Source organism: Nereida ignava (genome assembly GCF_047114695.1).
In the GTDB taxonomy this organism is placed as follows: Bacteria; Pseudomonadota; Alphaproteobacteria; order Rhodobacterales; family Rhodobacteraceae; genus Nereida; species Nereida ignava.
Genome location: NZ_CP112885.1, coordinates 1340559 through 1361705, shown reverse-complemented (window position 1 = coordinate 1361705; position 21147 = coordinate 1340559). Strand labels below are relative to the sequence as shown.

The 21147-nt window shown below is 56.0% G+C and carries 25 protein-coding genes; 18 read left to right on the top strand and 7 right to left on the bottom strand.

Annotated features, from left to right (window positions below):
* The first annotated feature begins 43 nt into the window (after nt 1-43).
* The 4 genes from def (OLX08_RS06770) to OLX08_RS06755 are packed head-to-tail and all read left to right on the top strand — an operon-like array spanning nt 44 to nt 2234.
* On the top strand, nt 44-565 hold the full coding sequence (gene def / locus OLX08_RS06770) for a peptide deformylase (RefSeq protein ID WP_391480527.1): 522 nt from the start codon (nt 44-46) through the stop codon (nt 563-565).
* A gap of 9 nt (nt 566-574) precedes the next feature.
* Nucleotides 575-1078, top strand: coding sequence for a peptide deformylase (def, locus tag OLX08_RS06765; protein ID WP_391480525.1), 504 nt, complete (start codon nt 575-577; stop codon nt 1076-1078).
* 3 nt (nt 1079-1081) lie between these two features.
* The gene (gene fmt / locus OLX08_RS06760) at nt 1082-1993 is read left to right on the top strand and encodes a methionyl-tRNA formyltransferase (protein WP_391480524.1); all 912 of its coding nucleotides are present in this window, start codon (nt 1082-1084) and stop codon (nt 1991-1993) included.
* 1 nt (nt 1994) lies between these two features.
* Nucleotides 1995-2234, top strand: a complete 240-nt coding sequence (locus OLX08_RS06755; RefSeq protein WP_391480522.1) for a hypothetical protein — start codon at nt 1995-1997, stop codon at nt 2232-2234.
* A gap of 14 nt (nt 2235-2248) precedes the next feature.
* On the opposite strand, the gene rnhA is transcribed toward OLX08_RS06755, so the two are convergent.
* The 4 genes from rnhA to ispH are packed head-to-tail and all read right to left on the bottom strand — an operon-like array spanning nt 2249 to nt 4695.
* On the bottom strand, nt 2249-2707 hold the full coding sequence (gene rnhA, locus OLX08_RS06750; protein ID WP_391480521.1) for a ribonuclease HI: 459 nt from the start codon (nt 2705-2707) through the stop codon (nt 2249-2251).
* A 1-nt stretch (nt 2708) separates the two neighbouring features.
* Nucleotides 2709-3299 (bottom strand): class I SAM-dependent methyltransferase, encoded by a 591-nt coding sequence (locus tag OLX08_RS06745; protein ID WP_391480520.1) that lies wholly within the window; start codon nt 3297-3299, stop codon nt 2709-2711.
* The gene (locus OLX08_RS06740; protein ID WP_391480518.1) at nt 3296-3748 is read right to left on the bottom strand and encodes a DUF3429 domain-containing protein; all 453 of its coding nucleotides are present in this window, start codon (nt 3746-3748) and stop codon (nt 3296-3298) included. The genes OLX08_RS06745 and OLX08_RS06740 overlap by 4 nt, the downstream gene beginning before the upstream one ends.
* Nucleotides 3745-4695, bottom strand: a complete 951-nt coding sequence (ispH, locus tag OLX08_RS06735; RefSeq protein WP_391480517.1) for a 4-hydroxy-3-methylbut-2-enyl diphosphate reductase — start codon at nt 4693-4695, stop codon at nt 3745-3747. The genes OLX08_RS06740 and ispH overlap by 4 nt, the downstream gene beginning before the upstream one ends.
* A 120-nt stretch (nt 4696-4815) precedes the next feature.
* Between ispH and folK the strand changes: the two genes are divergently transcribed.
* From folK to recO, 11 genes are all read left to right on the top strand, one after another.
* Nucleotides 4816-5418 carry a 2-amino-4-hydroxy-6-hydroxymethyldihydropteridine diphosphokinase gene (gene folK, locus OLX08_RS06730; protein WP_391480515.1) on the top strand — a complete coding sequence of 201 codons (603 nt, stop codon included), beginning with the start codon at nt 4816-4818 and terminating at the stop codon, nt 5416-5418.
* Nucleotides 5419-5500: 82 nt separating this feature from the next.
* Entirely contained in the window at nt 5501-5857 is a 357-nt protein-coding gene (gene rpoZ, locus OLX08_RS06725; protein ID WP_048598370.1) for a DNA-directed RNA polymerase subunit omega, read from the top strand.
* Nucleotides 5858-5872: 15 nt separating this feature from the next.
* Nucleotides 5873-8035 (top strand): RelA/SpoT family protein, encoded by a 2163-nt coding sequence (locus OLX08_RS06720; protein WP_391480514.1) that lies wholly within the window; start codon nt 5873-5875, stop codon nt 8033-8035.
* Nucleotides 8036-8139: 104 nt separating this feature from the next.
* Nucleotides 8140-8811 carry a DUF2062 domain-containing protein gene (locus tag OLX08_RS06715; RefSeq protein WP_048598368.1) on the top strand — a complete coding sequence of 224 codons (672 nt, stop codon included), beginning with the start codon at nt 8140-8142 and terminating at the stop codon, nt 8809-8811.
* Between the two features lie 78 nt (nt 8812-8889).
* A complete protein-coding gene (locus tag OLX08_RS06710) occupies nt 8890-9636 on the top strand; it encodes a pyridoxine 5'-phosphate synthase (RefSeq protein WP_341247078.1) in 747 nt (248 codons plus the stop codon).
* Between the two features lie 40 nt (nt 9637-9676).
* Nucleotides 9677-10087, top strand: coding sequence for a holo-ACP synthase (acpS, locus tag OLX08_RS06705; RefSeq protein WP_341247077.1), 411 nt, complete (start codon nt 9677-9679; stop codon nt 10085-10087).
* Between the two features lie 73 nt (nt 10088-10160).
* Complete coding sequence (gene lepB, locus OLX08_RS06700; protein ID WP_391480512.1) at nt 10161-10943, top strand: signal peptidase I; 783 nt, start codon at nt 10161-10163, stop codon at nt 10941-10943.
* Complete coding sequence (gene rnc, locus OLX08_RS06695) at nt 10940-11620, top strand: ribonuclease III (protein WP_048598364.1); 681 nt, start codon at nt 10940-10942, stop codon at nt 11618-11620. Before lepB ends, rnc begins: the two co-directional genes overlap by 4 nt.
* Nucleotides 11617-12525, top strand: coding sequence for a GTPase Era (era, locus tag OLX08_RS06690; RefSeq protein ID WP_391480510.1), 909 nt, complete (start codon nt 11617-11619; stop codon nt 12523-12525). The genes rnc and era overlap by 4 nt, the downstream gene beginning before the upstream one ends.
* Nucleotides 12522-12860, top strand: a complete 339-nt coding sequence (locus tag OLX08_RS06685; protein WP_048598362.1) for a DUF1491 family protein — start codon at nt 12522-12524, stop codon at nt 12858-12860. The genes era and OLX08_RS06685 overlap by 4 nt, the downstream gene beginning before the upstream one ends.
* Nucleotides 12860-13603, top strand: coding sequence for a DNA repair protein RecO (gene recO / locus OLX08_RS06680; RefSeq protein WP_391483196.1), 744 nt, complete (start codon nt 12860-12862; stop codon nt 13601-13603). The genes OLX08_RS06685 and recO overlap by 1 nt, the downstream gene beginning before the upstream one ends.
* Here the strand turns inward: recO and OLX08_RS06675 are convergent.
* Nucleotides 13600-14001 (bottom strand): META domain-containing protein, encoded by a 402-nt coding sequence (locus tag OLX08_RS06675; RefSeq protein WP_391480508.1) that lies wholly within the window; start codon nt 13999-14001, stop codon nt 13600-13602. The genes recO and OLX08_RS06675 overlap by 4 nt on opposite strands.
* A 129-nt stretch (nt 14002-14130) precedes the next feature.
* Nucleotides 14131-15819, bottom strand: a complete 1689-nt coding sequence (locus tag OLX08_RS06670) for an acyl-CoA dehydrogenase family protein (RefSeq protein WP_391480507.1) — start codon at nt 15817-15819, stop codon at nt 14131-14133.
* A gap of 182 nt (nt 15820-16001) precedes the next feature.
* On the opposite strand from OLX08_RS06670, the gene OLX08_RS06665 reads away from it, so the two are divergent.
* Nucleotides 16002-16769, top strand: coding sequence for a sulfite exporter TauE/SafE family protein (locus tag OLX08_RS06665; RefSeq protein ID WP_391480506.1), 768 nt, complete (start codon nt 16002-16004; stop codon nt 16767-16769).
* 52 nt (nt 16770-16821) lie between these two features.
* Here OLX08_RS06665 and OLX08_RS06660 read toward each other — a convergent pair whose 3' ends face one another.
* A complete protein-coding gene (locus OLX08_RS06660) occupies nt 16822-18420 on the bottom strand; it encodes a phosphoenolpyruvate carboxykinase (RefSeq protein ID WP_391480505.1) in 1599 nt (532 codons plus the stop codon).
* A gap of 288 nt (nt 18421-18708) precedes the next feature.
* Here OLX08_RS06660 and OLX08_RS06655 point away from each other — a divergent pair, with 288 nt between their 5' ends.
* Complete coding sequence (locus OLX08_RS06655; protein ID WP_391480504.1) at nt 18709-19410, top strand: response regulator transcription factor; 702 nt, start codon at nt 18709-18711, stop codon at nt 19408-19410.
* Between the two features lie 10 nt (nt 19411-19420).
* Nucleotides 19421-21136: a sensor N-terminal transmembrane domain-containing protein gene (locus tag OLX08_RS06650; protein ID WP_391480502.1), complete on the top strand. Its 1716-nt coding sequence runs from the start codon at nt 19421-19423 to the stop codon at nt 21134-21136.
* The last annotated feature ends 11 nt before the right edge of the window (nt 21137-21147 follow it).

The following is a 21147-nucleotide window of genomic DNA, read 5'->3' as shown; positions in this document are numbered from 1 at the left end:
CGGGGTGATTGCAAGCAAAGCGGCGATGTCTTATGTGCCGCACATGAGCATTTTACCCATCCTGATCCACCCTGATCCCCGTCTTAAGAAAGTAGCAGAGCCCGTTGAGGCCGTCACTGATAAGCTGCGCAAGCTCGCCGATGATATGCTTGAGACGATGTATGACGCCCCGGGCATTGGCCTTGCTGCCAACCAAATTGGTGTGCTGCAGCGGATTATTGTTCTGGATTGCGTCAAAGAAGAGGGCGAAGAACCGCGCCCGCTTGTGATGATGAACCCCGAAGTGATCGCCGAAAGCGATGATGTTGGTGTCTACGACGAAGGCTGCTTGTCGATCCCCGAGCAATACGCCGAAGTTGAGCGCCCTGCGGTTGTGACTGTGCGCTGGCTTGGTCTTGACGGGCAGACCCACGAAGAAGAATTTGACGGTCTATGGGCAACTTGTGTTCAGCACGAGATTGATCACTTGGACGGCAAGCTGTTCATCGATTACCTGCGCCCCCTCAAACGGCAAATGATCACCCGCAAGATGCAAAAGCTTAAGCGCGAATTGGCGCGGGGGTAGAGACCAGACATGGCGCAGATCCGTCCGTTTGTTATGTGGCCTGACCGCCGTTTGCTGACCAAAGCTGAGGCTGTTGAGGCTGTAACCGATGAGACCCGCCGCATCTGGGACGACATGATCGAGACGATGGATGCAATGCCCGGTGTTGGTCTTGCGGGGCCACAAATTGGTGTGATGCAGGCTCTCGCCGTTGTTGATGCGAGTGACAAACGTGGCCAAGCGATTTGTATGGCAAACCCGCGTATTGTTGCAGCCAGTGGCGTGCTGCGTGAGCATGAAGAGGCCAGCCCGAATTTGCCGTTTGTAAGTGCCGTGGTGAAGCGCCCGCGCGCTGTGACGGTTGCATATCTTGACCGCGACGGCGTGGCGCAAGAGCGTGACTTGGTCGATGTGTGGGCCACATCTGTTCAGCACCAGATTGATCACCTTGCAGGCAGGCTCTTTATTCACCGCTTGTCACGGCCCAAGCGCGATATGCTGATCAAGAAGTCGCTCAAAGCTCAAAAGGGGTAAGCCATGCGTATTGTATTTATGGGCACGCCAGATTTTTCGGTGCCTATTCTGGATGCGTTGGTGGATGCAGGACACGAGATTGCAGCCGTTTATTGTCAGCCGCCTCGTCCTGCGGGGCGCGGTAAAAAAGACCGCCCCACACCGGTTCACGCACGGGCCGACGCGTTGGGATTGCCTGTTTATCATCCCGTAAGCCTTCGCACGCCCGAGGCCCAAGCCGATTTTGCAGCGCATCAGGCTGAGGTTGCCGTGGTGGTTGCCTACGGTTTGATCCTGCCGCAGGCCGTGCTGGATGCGCCTGAAAGAGGATGTTTGAACATCCACGCCAGTCTGCTGCCCCGTTGGCGGGGCGCTGCCCCAATTCACCGCGCGATTATGGCCGGTGATGCGCAGACCGGTGTGTGCATTATGCAGATGGAAGCGGGGCTTGATACAGGCCCTGTGTTGTCGCGGCATGAAACACCTGTTGCTGCGGGTGAAACGACTGGCGTGCTGCACGATCGTTTATCAGGTATCGGTGCGCAGGCCATCGTAAGTGCGCTCGCTCAACTTGATGATTTAACCCCGACGCCACAGCCCGAGGACGGCGTGACCTACGCCCATAAAATCGACAAAGCAGAGGCGGAGATTGATTGGTTCAAAACCGCGACTGAGATTGATCGCCAAATCCGTGGCCTATCGCCGTTTCCCGGTGCGTGGACCATCGCGGACGGTGTGCGTGTGAAGCTTTTGGAGAGCCTTGTTGCTGATGAAGCTCGCGATACTGCGCAAGCCGGTCAGGTGCTTGGGGGCTTTACAGTTGCCTGCGGTGAGGGTGCCGTACAGATCGGTCGGGCGCAAAGGGCTGGCAAGTCAGCCCAAGATGTGGATGAGTTCTTACGAGGGAAGCCGCTTCCCTCGTTATTAGGGAGCTAGTATGGCGTTTTTTGCCTTTTTCGGGTCTTTGTTTGTTGCGTGTGTTGTTGGGTATATTGCCGAAAAGTCAGGCTTTACGCACAACGGCTATGTGCCCTCTATCATCATTTGTATCGGCGGGACGGTAGCATTTTTCATGCTGCGGGTCATGTTTGGTGTCAGCTTCGGCAGCACGGGCGTGAATGCGATTGTTTCAAGCATTGGCGCGCTGGCGATCGTTCCGTGGCATTGGCGTAGGTAACGCTTGGCCAAAGCTTAGCTGCGCTGCTTGAACGGCTCCATGCCTGCGCGGGCAAGCTCATCTGCGCGCTCGTTTTCTGGGTGTCCTGCGTGGCCTTTGACCCACTCCCAAGTCACTGAATGCCGAGCGGCTGCTTCATCAAGGCGCTGCCACAGTTCGACATTTTTCACGGGCTTTTTCGCGGCAGTTTTCCAGCCGCGACGTTTCCAACCGTGTATCCATTCGGTGATGCCACCCTTCACATAGGCACTGTCCGTGACCACCGTGACCACGGCGGGCCGCTCAAGTGTTTCAAGTGAATGGATGGCTGCTAAAAGCTCCATGCGGTTGTTGGTGGTCTGCGCTTCGCCACCTTTCAATTCGCGTTCTTTCAGCACTGTATCACCGTCTTTGGCGATCAGGATCGCCCCCCATCCGCCAGGGCCAGGGTTTCCGCTGCACGCGCCGTCCGTATATGCATAGATTTGGGCCATATCAGCGCGTTGCTCTTAGGATAATGAAGGGATCTTTTGTGCCTGCTAGCCCGACTTCCCGACCCTGTCGAGACGCGATTGGCGTAAAGCCTGTGCTGTGCAGGTGGTCAGTCAATTCGGTAGGGGTAAAGAACGTGTAAAGCCGCCCCAATGTGTCGCGCTTGGTGCCTGTACCTGTTTTAAGGCCAAGATGCAGTAAGCCGCCGTCCTTCAGCGCCGCGTGAATGGCCTTAAGGTGGCGCCGGAAATCTTGGCGCGGGGCGTGCAACAGACTGAAGTTCGCCCAGACACCATCAAAGGTCTGCTGGTATTCAAGCGCATCAAACGTTCTCTGCTCGGCTTCAATGCCGTGCAACCGACGCGCCAATGCCACCATTTCAGCACTGGCATCCCATGCGGTAACACACAGGCCTGCGCGCTGCATCATTGCGGCGGAATGTGCCGGCCCACATCCTAGATCAAGAACGTCCCCGCCGTCAGGCAGTGCGTCAATAAACGCCTGAAGATCAGCATCGGGCGAAGTGTTGGAAAAATGCTCTGCGTAGGCCGCCGCACGTGCATCGTAGGTGGCGATCGTCTCAGGGTCGCTCACGCGTAAACTCCGACTGCAAGGCAGCCCACAACCAGTGCGGTCAGCAATCCGCGCAGGTTCATCCACCAGCTTGGTGCTAACCCAAGCCGCCAAAAGAACCAGTCAAGCAATAGCAACCCAAGGAACCCGAAAATTAGGGATGTCGCCGCAGACGTAGGCCCGCCACCGGTCATGAAAAATGCCCAAAGCGCTGGAATGACCGAAAGGGCGTATCCCGCCGTTGCCATGCGTCCTGTTGTTTTGGCTGAAAATCCCCAAAGCACGCCGGACATAAATGACAAGATGACTGAGCCATAGAAAAGCTGCACGTAAGGCCCAACAAAGCGTGGGCCCAAGTTGGTGCTGCCCCAAATTTGCAGATCGGCGTTCACGGTTGTCAGCGCACCCCAAGCAAACGGGATCACACCGGCCAGACCAAGCAACAGGGCAGAGCGCGGTATTTGCATCATGCAGGTTCGCGCAACACGCGCGGCACTTTGAATTCAACGTTTTCTTCTGCGGTGACAACTTGCTCAACGGTCACATCAAACCGTGATTTGAACGCATCAATGACCTCGTTGATCAGCACTTCGGGGGCTGATGCACCTGCGGTGATGCCGATGCTCTTGATCCCCTCAAGCGCGCGCCAATCAATGTTTTCAGCGCGCATCACAAGTTGGGAATAGGTGCAGCCTGCTTTGCGACCGACCTCAACAAGGCGCTGACTGTTCGAGGAGTTGGGCGCACCCACCACCAACATTGCATCGCATTTCGGCGCCATAGCTTTGACGGCCTCTTGGCGATTGGTCGTGGCATAACAGATGTCTTCTTTATGTGGTCCAACAATGTTGGGAAAACGTGTGTTCAGCGCCTCAACGATGTCTTTGGTATCATCGACCGACAGGGTCGTTTGGGTCACGAAGGCAAGCTGATCGGGGTTGCGTACGTCGATGCGAGCCACGTCGTCGACAGTCTCAACCAGTATGACCTCACCGTCGGGTAGCTGTCCCATGGTGCCTACTGTTTCGGGGTGTCCGGCGTGACCGATCATGACCATTTGCAATCCATTGTCTGCATGGCGCTGTGCTTCGATGTGCACTTTGCTCACCAGTGGGCAGGTTGCATCCACATACACCATTTCACGGGCGGCGGCGGCGGCAGGTACTGACTTTGGCACTCCGTGAGCTGAGAAAATAACTGGCCTGTCATCTGGGCATTCATCCAGTTCCTCAACAAAAACCGCGCCTTGCTCGCGCAGGGTGTCGACAACAAATTTGTTGTGAACGATCTCGTGGCGAACATAGACAGGTGCGCCCCATTTCTCGATCGCCATTTCGACAATCTTAATGGCGCGGTCCACGCCGGCGCAAAAGCCGCGTGGGGCTGCAAGATATAAAGTAAGCGGCGCTTTGGTCATGAGGGTCTCCAACGATTGCCCAGAAACTATGCGTTTTGCGGTGGCGGCGTCTAGGGGCGGATTGAAAATGCTGCTGTGGTGTGCGTTAGAAGAGACAAGAATTGTTAAGGGGCCGTCACTGTGGCGACACAAACCAAAACCGAGCCGACTGTGTGTTTGATTGCGATGGGCAGCAACATGCAGACCGAGGCAGAAACCAGCCGCATGATTATCGAGCGCGCAGCAGTCGAAGTCGCGCGCGTTTTGGGTCCAGTGCAACAAAGCGGTCTTTATGCAACGCCTTGCTTTCCGGCGGGGGCGGGCCCTGATTATGTCAACGCCGCGCTGGCGCTTTTCACGGATTTGCCAGCAGCCTCTGTGCTGAAGGCGTTGCACGAAATAGAAGCCGATTTTGGCCGCCAGCGTGTGCAGCGGTGGGGGCAGCGGACGCTTGATCTTGATCTATTGGCACTTGGTACACAGGTCGCCCCTGATCTGGCGACATTTGATCACTGGCAAAACCTGCCGCTTGAAACCCAGAAACTACGCGCGCCAGACCAATTGATCTTGCCGCACCCACGTTTGCACGAGCGGGCGTTTGTCCTTGTGCCGCTTGCGGACGTTGCGCCAACATGGTGCCACCCTGTGGTGGGGCAAACGGTGACAGAGATGCTTGCGCGCAGTCCTGCAGAAGACATCTCAGAGGTGTCGTTGATCTGCTCTGGCGAAGAATGGCGCATTTGAGCTAGTTTTCAGTTGCAAATAAAGGGAATCTGCCCTAGTTGCCTATTCTTCATGGATTTTTCCCAATTTGGAGGGCTGCCTGATGGCGCGCGTTACCGTAGAAGATTGCGTTGATAAGGTTCCGAACCGTTTCGATTTGGTTATGCTGGCTGCTCATCGCGCCCGCGAAATCTCGAGCGGGGCGCCCATCACTGTGGACCGTGACAACGACAAAAACCCTGTCGTTTCTCTGCGTGAGATTGCTGATGAGACACAGCAAGCGGATGATCTTCGCGAGCGTCTGATCGAGAGCAACCAGAACCAGATCGAAGTCGACGAAGCAGAAGACGATGATATGGCGCTTCTGATGGGTCAGGAAACTGACAAACCGGCAGAAAACGATATGGCGGAAGAAGACCTTCTGCGCGCCATGTTGATGGAAGCTCAAGATCAAAAGTAAGGGCTTAGCTGCTAGATGATCCCAGTCGATGACCTGATCGCGCTGGTCCGCAGCTATAATCCACAGACGAACGAAGATGTGCTGCGCAGGGCTTACGATTACGGCCTGCGCATGCACGAAGGTCAGTTCCGCCATTCCGGTGAACCCTATTTTTCGCACCCCGTATCTGTTGCTGCCATTCTGACTGAGCAGCGTCTTGATGACGCCACGCTCGTCACGGCGCTTTTGCATGACACAATCGAAGACACGGACGCCTCTTATGCCGAGGTCAGCAAGCTGTTCTCTGGCGAGGTGGCGGATTTGGTGGACGGTGTCACCAAGCTGACCAATATTCAGCTGACCAGCACCGAGACAAAGCAGGCAGAGAATTTCCGCAAATTGTTCATGGCGATGTCCAAAGACTTCCGCGTGATCCTCGTGAAGCTTGCTGACCGTCTCCATAATATGCGCACGATCAAATCCATGCGCCCCGAAAAGCAGGCCCAAAAAGCCCGCGAAACCATGGACATTTATGCGCCTCTTGCGGGCCGTATGGGTATGCAATGGATGCGCGAAGAGCTTGAAGATCTGGCCTTCAAAGTGCTGAACCCCGAAGGGCGCGCTAGCATTATCCGCCGCTTTATTCGCCTGCAAAAAGAAACTGGCGATGTGATCCATCAGATCACCGGTGATATGCGCATCGAGTTGGAGAAAGAGGGCATTGAGGCCGATGTCTTTGGACGCGCGAAAAAGCCGTTCTCGATCTGGCGCAAGATGCAGGAAAAAGACCAAGGGTTTAGCCGCCTGTCTGACATCTATGGTTTTCGAATTGTCTGTGCGTCTGAGGCTGAGTGCTATCAAATTCTGGGCATCATCCACCGTCGCTGGCGCTCTATTCCCGGGCGTTTCAAAGACTACATCAGCCAGCCCAAATCTAACGGTTACCGCAGCTTGCACACCACTGTTTCTGGGCGTGACGGTAAACGCGTTGAGGTGCAAATCCGCACCCACCAAATGCACGATGTGGCCGAAGATGGCGTGGCCGCTCACTGGTCCTACCGCGACGGTGTGCGCTCAAATAACCCCTTCGCCGTTGATCCGGCGAAATGGGTTGCGGGTCTGAAAGAACGTTTTGAGCAGGCCGAGGATCACGATGAGTTCCTTGAGGCCGTTAAGCTGGAAATGTACTCCGATCAGGTGTTTTGCTTCACTCCAAAGGGCGACGTGTTCAAATTGCCGCGCGGTGCGACCCCGATTGATTTTGCCTATGCAATCCACACGAGGATTGGCAGCGCCTGTGTCGGCGCCAAAATTGACGGGCTGCGCGTGCCGCTGTGGACCCGCCTCAAAAACGGTCAATCGGTTGAGATCATCACGGCCGAGGGCCAAAAACCTGAAGCCACATGGATGGAAATTGCGCAAACCGGCAAGGCGCGCTCTGCCATTCGCCGTGCGTTGCGCGAAGAAGACACAGAGCGCTACATCAAGCTCGGCCAGGAACTTGCGCGCGTCGGGTTTGAACACATCGGCAAGCAAGCAACGGATAAAGCGTTGACCACAGCCGCGAAAACCATGGGGCTTGGCGGACGCGATACATTGCTTGCGCAGCTTGGTGCCGCGCAGATCACCGCGCGCGATGTCATTCAGGTCTTGTTCCCTGAATTGGCCACGAAAACGGGCGAAATTGTCGAAGGCAACCGTGCTGTTGTTGGCTTGCGTGCGGATCAAACGTTCCGGCGTGCCGGTTGCTGTGCACCGCTTCCGGGTGAGCGGATCGTGGGCATTACCACCCTTGGTGAGGGTGTTACGATCCACGCGATTGACTGCAACACGCTTATCCAACTGACTGATGATGACAGTGATCGCTGGGTTGATCTGCATTGGCACGAGGGGCCGCATGCTGCGATTTACGGTGCAACGATTGAGCTGACCATCGCCAATGATGCGGGTGTTTTGGGCCGTCTATGCACACTTATCGGTGAGCGCGGCGCAAATATTTCAAACATCACATTTGAAGAACGCACCCCTGATTTTTACCGTTTGATCATTGATGTTGAGCTAAGAGACGTCAGTCACATGCACGCAGTTTGCACCGCACTTGAGGCTGACACCAGCGTTGCGCACATCGCACGGATGCGCGGTGATAACGTGCCGCGTAAGGGCGGCAAAGAGGCAGGGGCCAGCAACACGGTCCATTAAGGCAAATCCCATAACGCGAACTGGGGTCTGTTATTAGCAGGTGGGTTGAGTAAAGTCGCACCAAACATATGTGCTGAACATCGGCCAGCAACGAAGGACATATTTTGATTTTCAAACGCCGCGATAAACGGTCTTGGCTGAGCACTGCGCGCGAGTTCTTGTGGCCTCGCGGCGGTTGGGCGCGCGCGTTTCATTATGTAAAACACCGTTTGCGCCGTTTGCCCGATGAGCCGGAAACAATTGCCCGTGGTATTTGGGCGGGCGTGTTCACGGCCTTCACACCGTTTTACGGGTTGCACTTCTTGATCGCGGCAGGTCTTGCCAAGGCCATGCGCGGCAACATTTTGGCGGCTTTGCTGGGTACGTTTTTTGGCAACCCGCTTACCTATATTCCCATTGGGGCTGCGTCCTTAGGGACAGGGCATTTCTTGCTCGGTACAGGTACCGTCATTGATGTTGAACGCTCACTGGGCGGTAAATTTGCTGATGCGTTTCTTGATCTTGCGCATAATTTTACGGCTCTGTTTTCGGACCGCGTAGCGGATTGGCATGGGCTTCACGTCTTTTTTGCAGAAGTGTTTTATCCCTATCTTGTGGGCGGTATCTTTCCTGGCGTGATCTGTGCCTACGCCTGTTATTTCCTTAGCGTGCCGGTCATTCGGGCTTATAAGAACCGCCGCAAGGGTATGCTGAAAAAGAAACTTGCCGAAATTCGCGAGAAAGCAGCACAGAAGGCTGCGGCCAAAAAAGTCGAAGGTCAGCCTCACGATCCGTGACTCTTTCGCTTCGCCCCTTGCACCGTCACGGGTTTCTCCTAATGTCCACATCACACGATGTGCGAAGGGATCAGCGAGATGACACAGGAACTACGCCTTGGGGTGAACATTGATCACGTTGCGACTGTTCGCAATGCCCGTGGTGGTGCTGTGCCTGATCCTGTGCGTGCGGCGATTGTCGCCCAAGAGGCAGGCGCCGACGGCATTACCGCACACCTGCGCGAAGATCGCCGCCATATCGGTGACGCGGATATCGAAGCGTTGATGGAGGCGCTTACGGTACCGCTTAACTTTGAGATGGCGGCCACTGATGAGATGCAGCAAATCGCGCTGCGCCATAAACCCCATGCGGTGTGTATTGTGCCCGAAAAGCGTGAAGAACGTACAACCGAAGGTGGCCTTGAAGTAGCCCGCGAGGAAAACCGCCTTGCCCATTATATCGCGCCGCTGCGCGAAGCTGGCTCGCGCGTTTCAATCTTTATTGCCGCTGATCCGCGCCAAATTGATGCGGCGCACCGGATTGGTGCAGAGGTGATTGAGCTGCACACGGGTGCCTATTGTGACGCTTTCGCCGAAGGTGATTTGCTGACCCGTGATGCGGAACTGGCCAAGCTGACCGACATGGCCAGTTACGCGCATAGCCTCGGGCTTGAAGTCCACGCAGGCCACGGTCTGACCTATGGCTGCGTCGGCCCCATCGCCGCATTGCCCGAGGTCAAAGAACTTAACATCGGTCACTTCCTTATTGGCGAGGCAATCTTCCGCGGCTTGCCCGATGCGATGGCTGAAATGCGCCGCCTGATGGATGCCGCGCGCACACTGTGAAGACCGTCGACACATATTTCGCCCATTGGGAGTGCGGCGCATGATCCTTGGGATTGGCACGGATTTGGCGAACATAGAGCGCATTCAAGGCACGCTTGATCGGTTTGGCGACAGGTTCAAAAACCGCGTCTTTACGGATGAAGAAAAACGCAAATCCGAAAGCCGCAAAGATGTTGCTGGCACCTACGCCAAACGGTGGGCTGCCAAAGAGGCGTGTTCCAAGGCGCTTGGTACGGGATTGGCCATGGGGATTGCGTGGAAAGACATGTCCGTGAGCAATCTGCGCACAGGCCAGCCCGTGATGCATGTGACGGGGTGGGCCAAAGATCGCCTCGCCGCCATGACGCCCGACGGGCATGAGGCGATTGTTCATGTAACCTTAACTGATGACCATCCATGGGCACAGGCTTTCGTTGTGATTGAGGCACGGCCCGTTTCCGCCCGCGGATAAGCTGCAAACCTTGACAGTCGTGCCCTCGCGGCCCATCTAGCCCCAACTCATTTTTACAGATCGGACCTCTTTTATGGCCAAAAAAGACACAGCCAAAGATAGCATCGGCGAGACCATCAAGACCGTTGTCTATGCTTTGCTGATTGCGGGCGTCTTTCGCACCCTGTTCTTTCAGCCGTTCTGGATCCCGTCAGGCTCTATGAAAGACACGCTGCTGGTCGGTGATTTTCTGTTTGTGAACAAGATGGCCTATGGGTATTCACAGTATTCCTGTCCGTTTTCTGCCTGTCCTATTCCGGATCGCATTTTTAGTTCTGAACCCGAGCGCGGTGATATTGTGGTGTTCCGCCACCCTGTGAACAACTCTGATTTTATCAAGCGCGTTGTGGGGATGCCGGGCGACCGCATTCAAATGAAAAACGCGGTTCTGCATATCAACGACACCCCCGTGGGCATTGAAACCGCTGGTGAGTTCGTTGAGGTGTTCGAAGCCCAAGGTCCGCAAAAAAGATTGCCCGCTTGCAAAGGGTCGGTTGGCCTTGGCGCGGATTGCATCAAAGACAAATACATCGAAACTCTGCCTGATGGTTCGTCCCATTCAATCTTGGATGTGCGCGTCAGCAGCGCCGATAACACACCCGTCTACACGGTACCCGAAGGCAACTATTTCTTCATGGGCGACAACCGCGATAACTCATCTGACAGCCGCTTTCCGCAGTCACTTGGGGGCGTTGGTTTTGTCCCCGCCAAGTATCTCATCGGTCGCGCCGACCGCGTTATCTTCAGCTCACAAGGTCGCTCTATGTTGTTCTTTTGGACATGGCGCGCGGACCGTTTCTTTAAGAAGTTGCAATGAAGCTAAGCGCAGACCTGAAAGCATTCCAAACCCGTTTGGGATACGCCTTTGAACGGCCCGACCTTTTGGTGCGGGCCGTTACCCATTCGTCCATGTCCACGCCAAACCGCGATGACAACCAGCGGCTCGAGTTTCTGGGCGACCGTGTTTTGGGCCTTGTGATGGCCGAAGCCCTTCTTGATGCAGATCGCGCCGCTGCTGAAGGCAAACTTGCGCCGCGCTTCAACGCGCTTGTGCGCAAAGAAACCTGTGCCGCCGTGGCCCGTGACATTGATGTGGGTGCCGTGCTGAAATTGGGCCGCTCCGAAATGCTGTCTGGTGGACGCCGTAAAGAGGCCCTTCTGGGTGATGCAATGGAAGCGGTAATTGCCGCAATTTACCGTGATGGCGGTTTCGAAGCCGCGCGCAGCACTATTTTGCGCCTTTGGGGTAAGCGGGTCGAAACCGTTGAGGCCGATGCCCGCGATGCCAAGACAACGCTGCAAGAACACGCGCAAAGCCTTAAGCAGAACCCACCCAGTTACCGTGAAGTATCACGTAGTGGTCCTGATCACGCGCCGGTCTTCACAATCGAAGTACAGCTGGCCAGCGGCGAGGCCGCAACGGCCACCGCAGGCAACAAACGCAACGCCGAACAAGCCGCCGCGAAGGCGCTTTTGGAAAAGGTAAAACCATGACAACACGCGCCGGATTTGTGGCCCTCATCGGAGAGCCCAACGCAGGGAAATCCACGCTTCTCAACCGCATGGTTGGCGCGAAAGTGTCCATCGTGACGCATAAAGTACAAACGACCCGCGCCCGTATTCGCGGTGTTGCCATGTCAGGCGAAAGCCAAATTGTCTTCGTGGACACACCCGGTATTTTCCGCCCGCGGCGCCGCCTTGACCGCGCGATGGTCACTGCCGCGTGGGGCGGGGCTGCGGATGCGGACATTGTTGTTCTTATGATCGAAGCTCACCGCGGCATCACGGACGGGGTCCGCCAGATCATTGAAAGCCTGTCTGAACGTGAGGGGACACAACGCGTTGCCCTTGCCATCAACAAGATTGACCGCGTCCAAGCGGATGTTTTGCTGGGGCTGACCAAAGAGTTGAACGCATTGTTTGCCTTTGAAGAAACTTTCCTCATCAGCGCCGAAAAAGGCCACGGGACGGACACGTTGAAATCATGGCTTGCGGGTGTCGTGCCGGAGGGGCCGTACTTGTATCCCGAAGATCAAATCGCTGACCTGCCCATGCGTATGATTGCAGCCGAAGTGACCCGCGAAAAACTGACCCTTCGCTTGCACCAAGAGCTGCCTTACCAAATGACCGTAGAGACGGAAAAATGGGAAGAACGCGAAGACGGTTCGGTACGCATCGATCAGTTGATCTATGTGATGCGCGACGGTCACAAAGGAATCGTGCTTGGCAACCGCGGTGAGACGATCAAGGCGCTTGGTAAAGCGGCACGTGAAGAGCTGACAGAATTCGTTGGCCGCAAAGTGCACCTTTTTTTGCAGGTCAAAGTACGTCCAAACTGGCTTGAAGAATCCGAGCGCTATTCCGAAATGGGGCTTGATTTCAAAGACGGCGCCCCATGAGTTTGGCCCGTCTCACCGCAGATGTGTGGGTGGGGGCGTATCTGACGCGACTGCGCCTGATGGATATTCCTGCGTTTGTGGTGGCCAAAGGTGATCTGACTGCAGGGGCGATTTTGATCAAGATGAATACCCTTGATGGTAAGGCCACGGCCTACCAACGCAGCTTTGACATTATGACGGGTGACCGCAATTGGGTCATTCTGGCCGAGGGCGACGAACGTGATGTGGATGCTTCACTAAGCAAACAGCGTGGCTTTGATCCTGACCTTTGGGTGATTGAGGTCGAAGACCGGCAAGGCCGCCATTTGCTGGATGAGCCGGGTCTAAGCGAATGATCACGTGGCGTGACGAGGGCGTTTTGCTATCGGTGCGCCGCCACGCAGAAAGTGCTGCGATCATTGAAGTGTTCACGGCCGAACACGGTCTGGCCTCAGGGGTGGTGCGCGGCGCATCTAGCCGGAAAATGACGCCGGTGTTGCAAGCTGGCGCACAACTTGACGTCACTTGGAAAGCACGTTTGGCCGAACACCTTGGGGCTTTTACCGTTGAGCCACAGCGCAGCCGCGCGGCAATTGCCATGAACAACCGCTTTGCGTTGGCGGGGCTCACGGCGGTCACGTCTTTGCTGGCGTTTTCACTGGCTGAAGGGGAAGGGGATGCCGAGTTTTACGCGCGCTCCACGGCTCTTCTTGATTTGCTTGGGCAAGACGATGTGTGGCCGCTGGCTTATCTTCAGTGGGAAATGATGCTGCTTGAAACAGCGGGCTACGGGCTTGATCTCAGCGCTTGCGCTGTGACCGGTGCGCAAGAAGGCTTGGCCTTTGTCAGCCCCAAAACTGGGCGGGCTGTGACAGCAAAAGGAGCGGGCGAATACGCCTCTAAATTGTTGCCACTGCCACCTGTTCTGTTGGGTGAAGGCGACGCCAGCACAACCGAAATTTGCGAAGCACTAAAAGTAACGGGGCATTTTCTGGAAACCCAATTGGCGAAAAACCTAGGGGGCAAGCCTGTCCCTGCTGCACGGACCCGCCTGATGGATGCACTGCGCCGTTTAGCCCAAACAGAGGCCCCGTCTTAGCGTGCTTCCAGTACCATCTGCGCTGTGGTTTCACCGTCAGTGACAGCCGTTAAAATCATCATGTCCCCCAGAACATCCGCAGTATTTACCGCGCTCAAGGTCTCAAAGAACGTAGCTTCCTGCGCCAAGTCAGGGCAGGCGCGCTTTGTCGCCGCGATGGGGCCAAGTTCAATCCACGGGTAAGGCGCCATCTGACGTGCGGTGAATGCGTTGCACGGCGCCGTACCTGTCACGGTTCCCGCTGTGGCAAAGCTGATTGTTGCGGTTGCGTCAAAAGCTGCGCCGTTTATTTCGCTAACACGCCAAACGCGGTCACCGGCACCATAAGCCGTAATGGTTTCATCTGCAGCACAGGCCGCGAGTGATGCGCAAAGAACGAAGGGCAAAACGGTTTTCATGCAGGCACCTTACTGCTGACACATTGGGCGGCAAGTGCCGGCAGTTCATATCCTTGTGTGCGCCGCAAACGCAAAAGCCCCCACACAGTGGCAGGGGCTTTGCATGTCAGATGTGTTTGGCTGCACGGCCTATCCCAAAAGGCGGCGCGCAATAACCTGTGCCTGAATTTCTGCTGCGCCCTCAAAGATGTTGAGGATGCGTGCATCACATAGGATTCGGCTGATTTTGTACTCAAGCGCAAAACCGTTGCCACCGTGGACCTGCAACGCGTTGTCGGCCGCAGCCCACGCAACCCGCGCGCCCAAAAGTTTCGCCATCCCCGCCTCAAGATCACAACGGCGGCCTTCGTCTTTCTCATTGGCTGAGAAGTACGTCAGCTGGCGAGCGACCATGGTTTCAACGGCCATCATGGCCAATTTGCTGGAAACGCGTGGGAAGTTGATCAACGCCTTGCCGAACTGTTTACGGTCCAGCGCGTATTGCATCCCGACGTCCAGCGCAGATGCAGCCACACCAACGGCCCGCGCTGCGGTCTGGATGCGCGCACTTTCGAATGTCTCCATCAAGTGCTTGAAGCCCATACCTTCGGCGCCGCCCAAAAGGTTCTCGCCTTTGACGTGGAAGTTATCGAACGCCAGTTCGTATTCTTTCATGCCGCGGTAGCCCAGCACTTCGATCTCGCCGCCGGTCATGCCCTCGGTCGGGAAAGGGTTTTCCTCGGTGCCGGGGGTTTTCTCGGCGATGAACATGGACAACCCTTTATAGTTGGTTGTCTCGGGGTCCGTGCGCGCAAGCAGGGTCATGATCTGTGTGCGGGTGGCGTGGGTGATCCACGTTTTGTTGCCGGTCACCGCATAATCGCCGTTATCATCTTTGACCGCACGGGTGCGCAGCGCACCAAGGTCAGAGCCTGTGTTTGGCTCGGTGAAAACGGCTGTGGGCAACGTCTCAGCGCTTGCCAAACGAGGCAGCCACTTTTGCTTTTGCTCTTCTGTGCCGCCGCAAATGATCAATTCGGCTGCAATTTCAGAACGGGTGCCAAGGCTGCCAACACCGATGTAGCCGCGCGAAAGCTCCTCGGAGACCACGCACATAGATGCTTTGGACAGGCCAAACCCGCCGTATTCTTCGGGAATGGTCAGGCCGAATACACCCATCTCGGCCAGCTCTTCGATGATCTCCATGGGGATCAATTCGTCTTTGAGGTGCCATTCGTGGGCAAAGGGCTCAACCTTCTCAACCGCATAGCGGCGGAATTGCTCACGGATCATCTCCAGCTCTTCATCCAGCCCAGAGGCACCAACGGTGATGTTGGCGGATTGCTCCTGCATCAGTTCCACAAGGCGGCTGCGTGCGGCTTGGGTGTTGCCGCTTTGGGTTAGCTTCATCACCGCAGGCGTCATCAGCGCGCCCATTTGCTCTTGGGTCATGCCGATGTCTTGCAGGCGCAGGATTTCGCCTTGGTTCATCGGGATGCCACCGTAGATTTGCCACAGGTATTCACCAAAGGCGATCTGATGCAGCAACTGTTCGGTCTCACCAAATGTGCCGGATGCCTGCAAACCCTCGGCCCAGTTCTGCATTTGGCGCAGGGCCTCTACATATGTGGCCAACCACGCCAGCCCATGCGCCGCCGTCTGGTTTTGTTCAATCAATGCCCCGCTGATGCGATCGCCGTCCGTGACTGTTGCGCGAAGGCAGTCCTTCGCAGTCTCCAGCACTTTTTCGCAGGGCGCGATAGCATCCGCCGTCAGTGCCAAAAGATCAGGCAGAACAGTAGCTTGCGTGAGGGTCATATCTTGTCCGTCATGGGCCATGAGAAGCATCCTTTTCAAAACTGAGTTTCTGCATACGCACTTTGCACTCGCAGCGCAATAATAATTCGCAAAAATTACACCTTACGCACAAATGTGTCGAAGTGGACTGGCGTCTTGCAGGGCGGTGTCGGCAGTGAATTTGCCTGCTGTTGTTTGCCGCGCATTCCGATAAAGCTGCTCCTATGACAATTCTATTCGAACAACCCGCGCTTATTATCTTCGCTTTTGTGATGATCGGCCTGCTTGCAGGATTTGTCAAAGGTGCCGTGGGGTTTGCGATGCCGATGATTATGGTTTCGGGCCTTGGCACGCTGTTGTCGCCCGAATTGGCAATTGCCACGCTGATCCTGCCCACAGTCGCCTCCAATTTGTTACAGGCTTTTCGCACTGGTATTCGCGCGGCCTACGAATCGGCCAAGAAGCACCGGCTTTATTTGTTGATCTGCTTGTCGATGATCCTTGTGACTGCACAGCTTGTGACATCACTTGAACGGTGGGTGCTTTATCTGATTTTGGGCATTCCTGTGACGTTCTTTGCCACGTTGCAACTGATCGGCTGGCGCCCGTCGATCAATCCGGGCAACCGCCGCCCGGTTGAGATTGGCGTAGCGCTTTTTGCAGGCTCGCTGGGGGGGCTATCGGGCACATGGGGGCCGCCTACGGTGCTTTATCTGACCGCACTTGATATCGCCAAGCGTGAGAACTTGCGCGTGCAGGGCGTGATTTACGGCGCGGGTTCTGTGGTGCTTTTATCGGCCCACCTGAAGTCCGGTATTTTCAATGCGCAAACATGGTCGCTTTCGGCACTGATGTTGGTGCCTGCGGGCATTGGGTTGCTGTCGGGCATGGCGGTGCAATCAAAGCTGGACCAAGCCAAGTTCCGCAAAATTACCCTGGTTGTTTTGATTGTGGCGGGGCTTAACCTGATCCGTCGCGGGGTTCTGGGTTAGCCCTGATTGCATGCGGCCCCGCCCGCTTGGGGCAGGGCCACAGCGCTATGAGTTAGCCGATTGCGGCTGCTTTTACGTCTTCATCAATGAACGGCACGTACTGCTCAAAGTTGGTGGCAAACATATCCACCAGCTTTTGCGCTTGGGCGTCATAGGCCGCTTTGTCGGCCCATGTGCTGCGCGGATTCAACAGGCTCGCGTCCACGCCAGCCACAGTAACGGGCACGTCAAAGCCAAAGTTCGGATCCTTGCGGAAAGTCCCTTCGTTGAGCGAGCCATCAAGCGCCGCTGTCAACAGTGCGCGGGTTGCTTTGATGGGCATCCGCGACCCTGTGCCATACGCGCCACCGGTCCAGCCGGTGTTTACCAGCCAGCACGTCGCGCCGTGGCTTGCAATCTTTTCGCGCAGCAAATTGCCGTAGGCTTCTGGGCGGCGGGGCATGAAGGGTGCGCCAAAGCACGTTGAGAACGTGGGCTCGGGCTCGGTCACGCCGCGCTCTGTGCCGGCTACTTTTGACGTGAAGCCGGACAAGAAGTGGTACATCGCTTGGGCCGGTGTCAGGCGCGCAATTGGAGGCAGCACACCAAATGCGTCACAGGTCAGCATGATGATGTTTTTGGGGTGTCCACCAAGAGCCGTTTCGGACGCGTTCGAGATATACTCAAGCGGGTACGCGCAGCGCATGTTGGCGGTCAGGCTGTCGTCGTCGAAATCCAGTTCTTTGGTTTCGGGATCAAACACCATGTTTTCAATGACTGTGCCAAACTTGGAGGTGGTCGCGTAAATCTCTGGCTCTGCCTCGGCGGACAAATTGATGGTCTTGGCGTAGCAGCCGCCCTCAAAGTTGAACGTCCCGCGGTCGGACCAGCCATGCTCATCATCGCCGATCAACACGCGGTTGGGATCGGCAGACAATGTGGTTTTGCCTGTGCCTGACAAGCCAAAGAACACAGCCGTGTCGACAGGGTTGCCTTTGGCGTGGTTGGCCGAGCAGTGCATCGGCATAATGCCTTTTTCGGGCAGCAAGTAGTTCAGTAATGTGAACACAGATTTCTTGTTCTCGCCCGCGTATTCCGTGCCGCCAATCAAGATGATTTTACGGTCGAAGTTCATCGCAATCACGGTCTCGCTGCGGCAATCGTGCTTGGCAGGGTCCGCTTTGAATGAGGGGCAGTTGATTACGGTGAAGTCGGGCACAAAGCTGTCCAACTCGGCGCGCTCGGGGCGGCGCAGCATGTGGCGGATGAACAATCCGTGCCAAGCAAGCTCGGTCACCATGCGCACATCAAGGCGTTGCGCGGGGTCCGATCCACCAAACAAATCCTGCACGTGGTAATCGCGGCCCTTCATGTGGGCCAGCATATCTTCATAAAGCGCGTCAAAGCCCACTTCGGACATTTCGGCGTTATTTTCCCACCAGATACTATCGGCAACAGAGGCTGTGCGCACAACGTGCTTGTCCTTGGGTGAGCGGCCCGTGAACTTGCCGGTGCTTACCAAAAAGGCGCCACCTTTGCCCAAAGTACCCTCGTTATTCTTGAGGGCTGTTTCGATTAACGCTGGTTCCAACAAATTGTAATAGACTTGCCCAAGCCCCGTGATGCCTTGTGCGTCGAGGGTGTGGTTTGGGTTGACCCGTCCAAGTGTCATTTGAAGTCTCCAAGAGTTGGCGCTGGTATTTGCGCGGGATACAAGGCGCTTAACATGACGTTTCCAGAGTTGAACAGGACGCATTTGCCCTGTTAGCGCCACCAATTTGGGTTTAGCGCAAACACTGTTTCTCATCTGCGACGTTTATCATCATTTAAGGAAGTGATGCGCTTACTCAGCCCGCACCTGTCAGCCCCGTTTGCGAGATATCAGTTGATTCGCAGGGCAAAAACGGTGATGTTGCCTATAAAAAGTAGGCAATAACGATTAAAATTGAGGATGAGTAGTATGTCCAAGATCGCTTTGGTCGACGACGATCGGAATATTCTGACGTCTGTCTCCATGACGCTCGAAGCTGAAGGCTTTGACGTTCAAACATATAACGACGGGCAAGCCGCCCTAGACGCGTTCAACAAACAGATGCCCGATATGGCTGTGCTCGACATTAAAATGCCGCGCATGGACGGGATGGATTTGTTGCAGCGCTTGCGCCAGAAAAGCGCGATGCCCGTCATTTTCCTGACGTCCAAGGATGACGAGATTGATGAGGTTCTGGGCCTTCGGATGGGGGCGGATGATTACGTCAAAAAGCCCTTCAGCCAGCGCCTTTTGGTAGAGCGTATTCGCGCCCTATTGCGCCGGCAGGACGCGCTTGACGGGATTGAGATTGCCGAAACCGAAGAAACCAAAATCATGGTTCGCGGTGAACTTATCATGGACCCGCTCCGCCATGCGGTTTCGTGGAAGGGCAATGATGTCTCGCTCACTGTGACCGAGTTTTTGTTGCTGCAAGCCTTGGCGCAACGCCCTGGCTTTGTGAAATCGCGCGATCAGTTGATGGACGTAGCCTACGACGAGCAAGTCTACGTGGACGACCGCACCATCGACAGTCACATCAAACGCCTGCGCAAAAAGATGCGCACCGCCGATAGTGATTTCGCCGCGATCGAAACGCTTTACGGCATCGGTTACCGCTACAACGAAGAATAGAGCGCCCGCGTTGAGCAACGTTGACATTCATTCCTTGAAGTCAGTGCGCGAGGCCAGCATCGCCTTGGGTGAAGACTTTGTGGCCCCCAAAGAGGGGGTCGACACAGAGCTGCGGGCGCGCCGTGACAGGCGGGGTTTGTCTGCGCTGACAAGCTCGCCTTTGGTGCGCAAGATCATCACCTTCAACTTGTTGGGCTTGATGATTTTGGTGGCGGGGCTGCTTTACCTCAATACCTCGCGTGACAGCTTGGCCTTTCAACGCGCTGCCTCTTTGTTGACAGAAGTTGAATTGATCGCAGACGTGTTTGAGGCGCAGGTGCCCGCAGGTACGCCTGTAAACTTGGCAACTGCTGACGGGGTAGACGCGCCCAAAACATTGGCCGAGCTTGATCTGCGCGGTCAGTCAGACGTTTTCGTTTTTGACCCATCAGCGGTTCTTGTGGCGCAGTCGCTGGGCGCGGAACGTGGCAACAGCGCGGCTCTTGGCAAACCCGCAGATGGCGGGACGTTCATCACGGATATGCTGGCGGGTGCATGGCGCGGTATCGCGCGGGTGATTGGCGGCGCGCCTGCTGGTGCGGACACTGTGACCTCCCAAGACCTTGTGCGGCAATTGTTGGGCCAAACGCTGGCGGGGCAAACCGTGGTCGTGCCCGCCATTGATGCAAGCGGGCAAACCATTTTCACCGTAGCCACGCCGATCCTGCACAATGGCGCGGTCATCGGCGCAATCGGCATGGCAAGTGCGGCAGGCGAGATTGACCAGCTTGTAAAAAGCGAGCGTGAAAATCTGTTGCAGATGTTTTTGATCGCCATTTTTGTCAGTGTTGGCCTTAGTTTTGTGTTGGCCTCGGCAATCGCGAATCCGCTGTCTGATCTGGCTGCGGCTGCTGAAATTGGGCGCGATAAAAGTTCTTCTAAACGCGCCCCGTCGCGGGTGCGCATCCCCGATTTAACCGCCCGCCCGGATGAAATTGGCCGCTTGTCTGGCGCGCTGCGCGGCATGGTCGGCGCGCTTTATGACCGGATTGAGGCGAATGAACAGTTCGCCGCTGATGTTGCCCATGAAATCAAAAACCCGCTGGCCTCTTTGCGCTCTGCGGTGGGCACAATGCGCGTGGCCAAGCGCGATGATCAACGCGAGCGCCTGCTTGAGGTGATTGAACATGACGTGCAGCGCCTTGATCGTTTGGTCAGTGACATTTCCAACGCATCCCGCTTGGACAGTGAGTTGGTCAAAGAAACAGAAGAGCCGTTCGACCTTTTGAACATGCTTTCAAACCTGTCTGATTATCTGGGCCAAAGTGCGTCTGACAAAGGGGTGGAACTGGTCTCGGACCTGCCACCGGGACCCATCATGATCGACGGTCTTGAGGGGCGCTTGGCGCAGGTGTTCGTCAATCTTATCACCAACGCCGTGTCCTTTTGTGAGGAGGGCGACGCTATCCGCGTTTGGGTTCGCCGCCGTGACAATCGCGTGTTGATCGTTGTCGAAGACACAGGCCCCGGCATTCCCGATCAGGCGCTGAGCAAAGTGTTCAAACGCTTCTATTCTGAGCGCCCGGAACAGCAGTTTGGCAATAACTCGGGTCTGGGCTTGGCAATCTCCAAGCAAATCGTTGAGGCCCACGGCGGCGTCATCTGGGCCGAAAACATCCGCCCGACTGATGCGGATGTCACCTCTGATCCTCTGGGTGCGCGCTTTGTGGTGGGCTTGCCGGTTTAGCCGCGCGTTTT

Coding starts and splice junctions, on each gene's coding strand:
- def (WP_391480527.1), top strand. CDS start 44: ATGAGCATTTTACCCATCCTGATCCACCCTGATCCCCGTCTTAAGAAA.
- def (WP_391480525.1), top strand. CDS start 575: ATGGCGCAGATCCGTCCGTTTGTTATGTGGCCTGACCGCCGTTTGCTG.
- fmt (WP_391480524.1), top strand. CDS start 1,082: ATGCGTATTGTATTTATGGGCACGCCAGATTTTTCGGTGCCTATTCTG.
- OLX08_RS06755 (WP_391480522.1), top strand. CDS start 1,995: ATGGCGTTTTTTGCCTTTTTCGGGTCTTTGTTTGTTGCGTGTGTTGTT.
- rnhA (WP_391480521.1), bottom strand. CDS start 2,707: ATGGCCCAAATCTATGCATATACGGACGGCGCGTGCAGCGGAAACCCT.
- OLX08_RS06740 (WP_391480518.1), bottom strand. CDS start 3,748: ATGATGCAAATACCGCGCTCTGCCCTGTTGCTTGGTCTGGCCGGTGTG.
- ispH (WP_391480517.1), bottom strand. CDS start 4,695: ATGACCAAAGCGCCGCTTACTTTATATCTTGCAGCCCCACGCGGCTTT.
- rpoZ (WP_048598370.1), top strand. CDS start 5,501: ATGGCGCGCGTTACCGTAGAAGATTGCGTTGATAAGGTTCCGAACCGT.
- OLX08_RS06720 (WP_391480514.1), top strand. CDS start 5,873: ATGATCCCAGTCGATGACCTGATCGCGCTGGTCCGCAGCTATAATCCA.
- OLX08_RS06710 (WP_341247078.1), top strand. CDS start 8,890: ATGACACAGGAACTACGCCTTGGGGTGAACATTGATCACGTTGCGACT.
- acpS (WP_341247077.1), top strand. CDS start 9,677: ATGATCCTTGGGATTGGCACGGATTTGGCGAACATAGAGCGCATTCAA.
- lepB (WP_391480512.1), top strand. CDS start 10,161: ATGGCCAAAAAAGACACAGCCAAAGATAGCATCGGCGAGACCATCAAG.
- rnc (WP_048598364.1), top strand. CDS start 10,940: ATGAAGCTAAGCGCAGACCTGAAAGCATTCCAAACCCGTTTGGGATAC.
- era (WP_391480510.1), top strand. CDS start 11,617: ATGACAACACGCGCCGGATTTGTGGCCCTCATCGGAGAGCCCAACGCA.
- OLX08_RS06685 (WP_048598362.1), top strand. CDS start 12,522: ATGAGTTTGGCCCGTCTCACCGCAGATGTGTGGGTGGGGGCGTATCTG.
- OLX08_RS06675 (WP_391480508.1), bottom strand. CDS start 14,001: ATGAAAACCGTTTTGCCCTTCGTTCTTTGCGCATCACTCGCGGCCTGT.
- OLX08_RS06670 (WP_391480507.1), bottom strand. CDS start 15,819: ATGGCCCATGACGGACAAGATATGACCCTCACGCAAGCTACTGTTCTG.
- OLX08_RS06665 (WP_391480506.1), top strand. CDS start 16,002: ATGACAATTCTATTCGAACAACCCGCGCTTATTATCTTCGCTTTTGTG.
- OLX08_RS06660 (WP_391480505.1), bottom strand. CDS start 18,420: ATGACACTTGGACGGGTCAACCCAAACCACACCCTCGACGCACAAGGC.
- OLX08_RS06655 (WP_391480504.1), top strand. CDS start 18,709: ATGTCCAAGATCGCTTTGGTCGACGACGATCGGAATATTCTGACGTCT.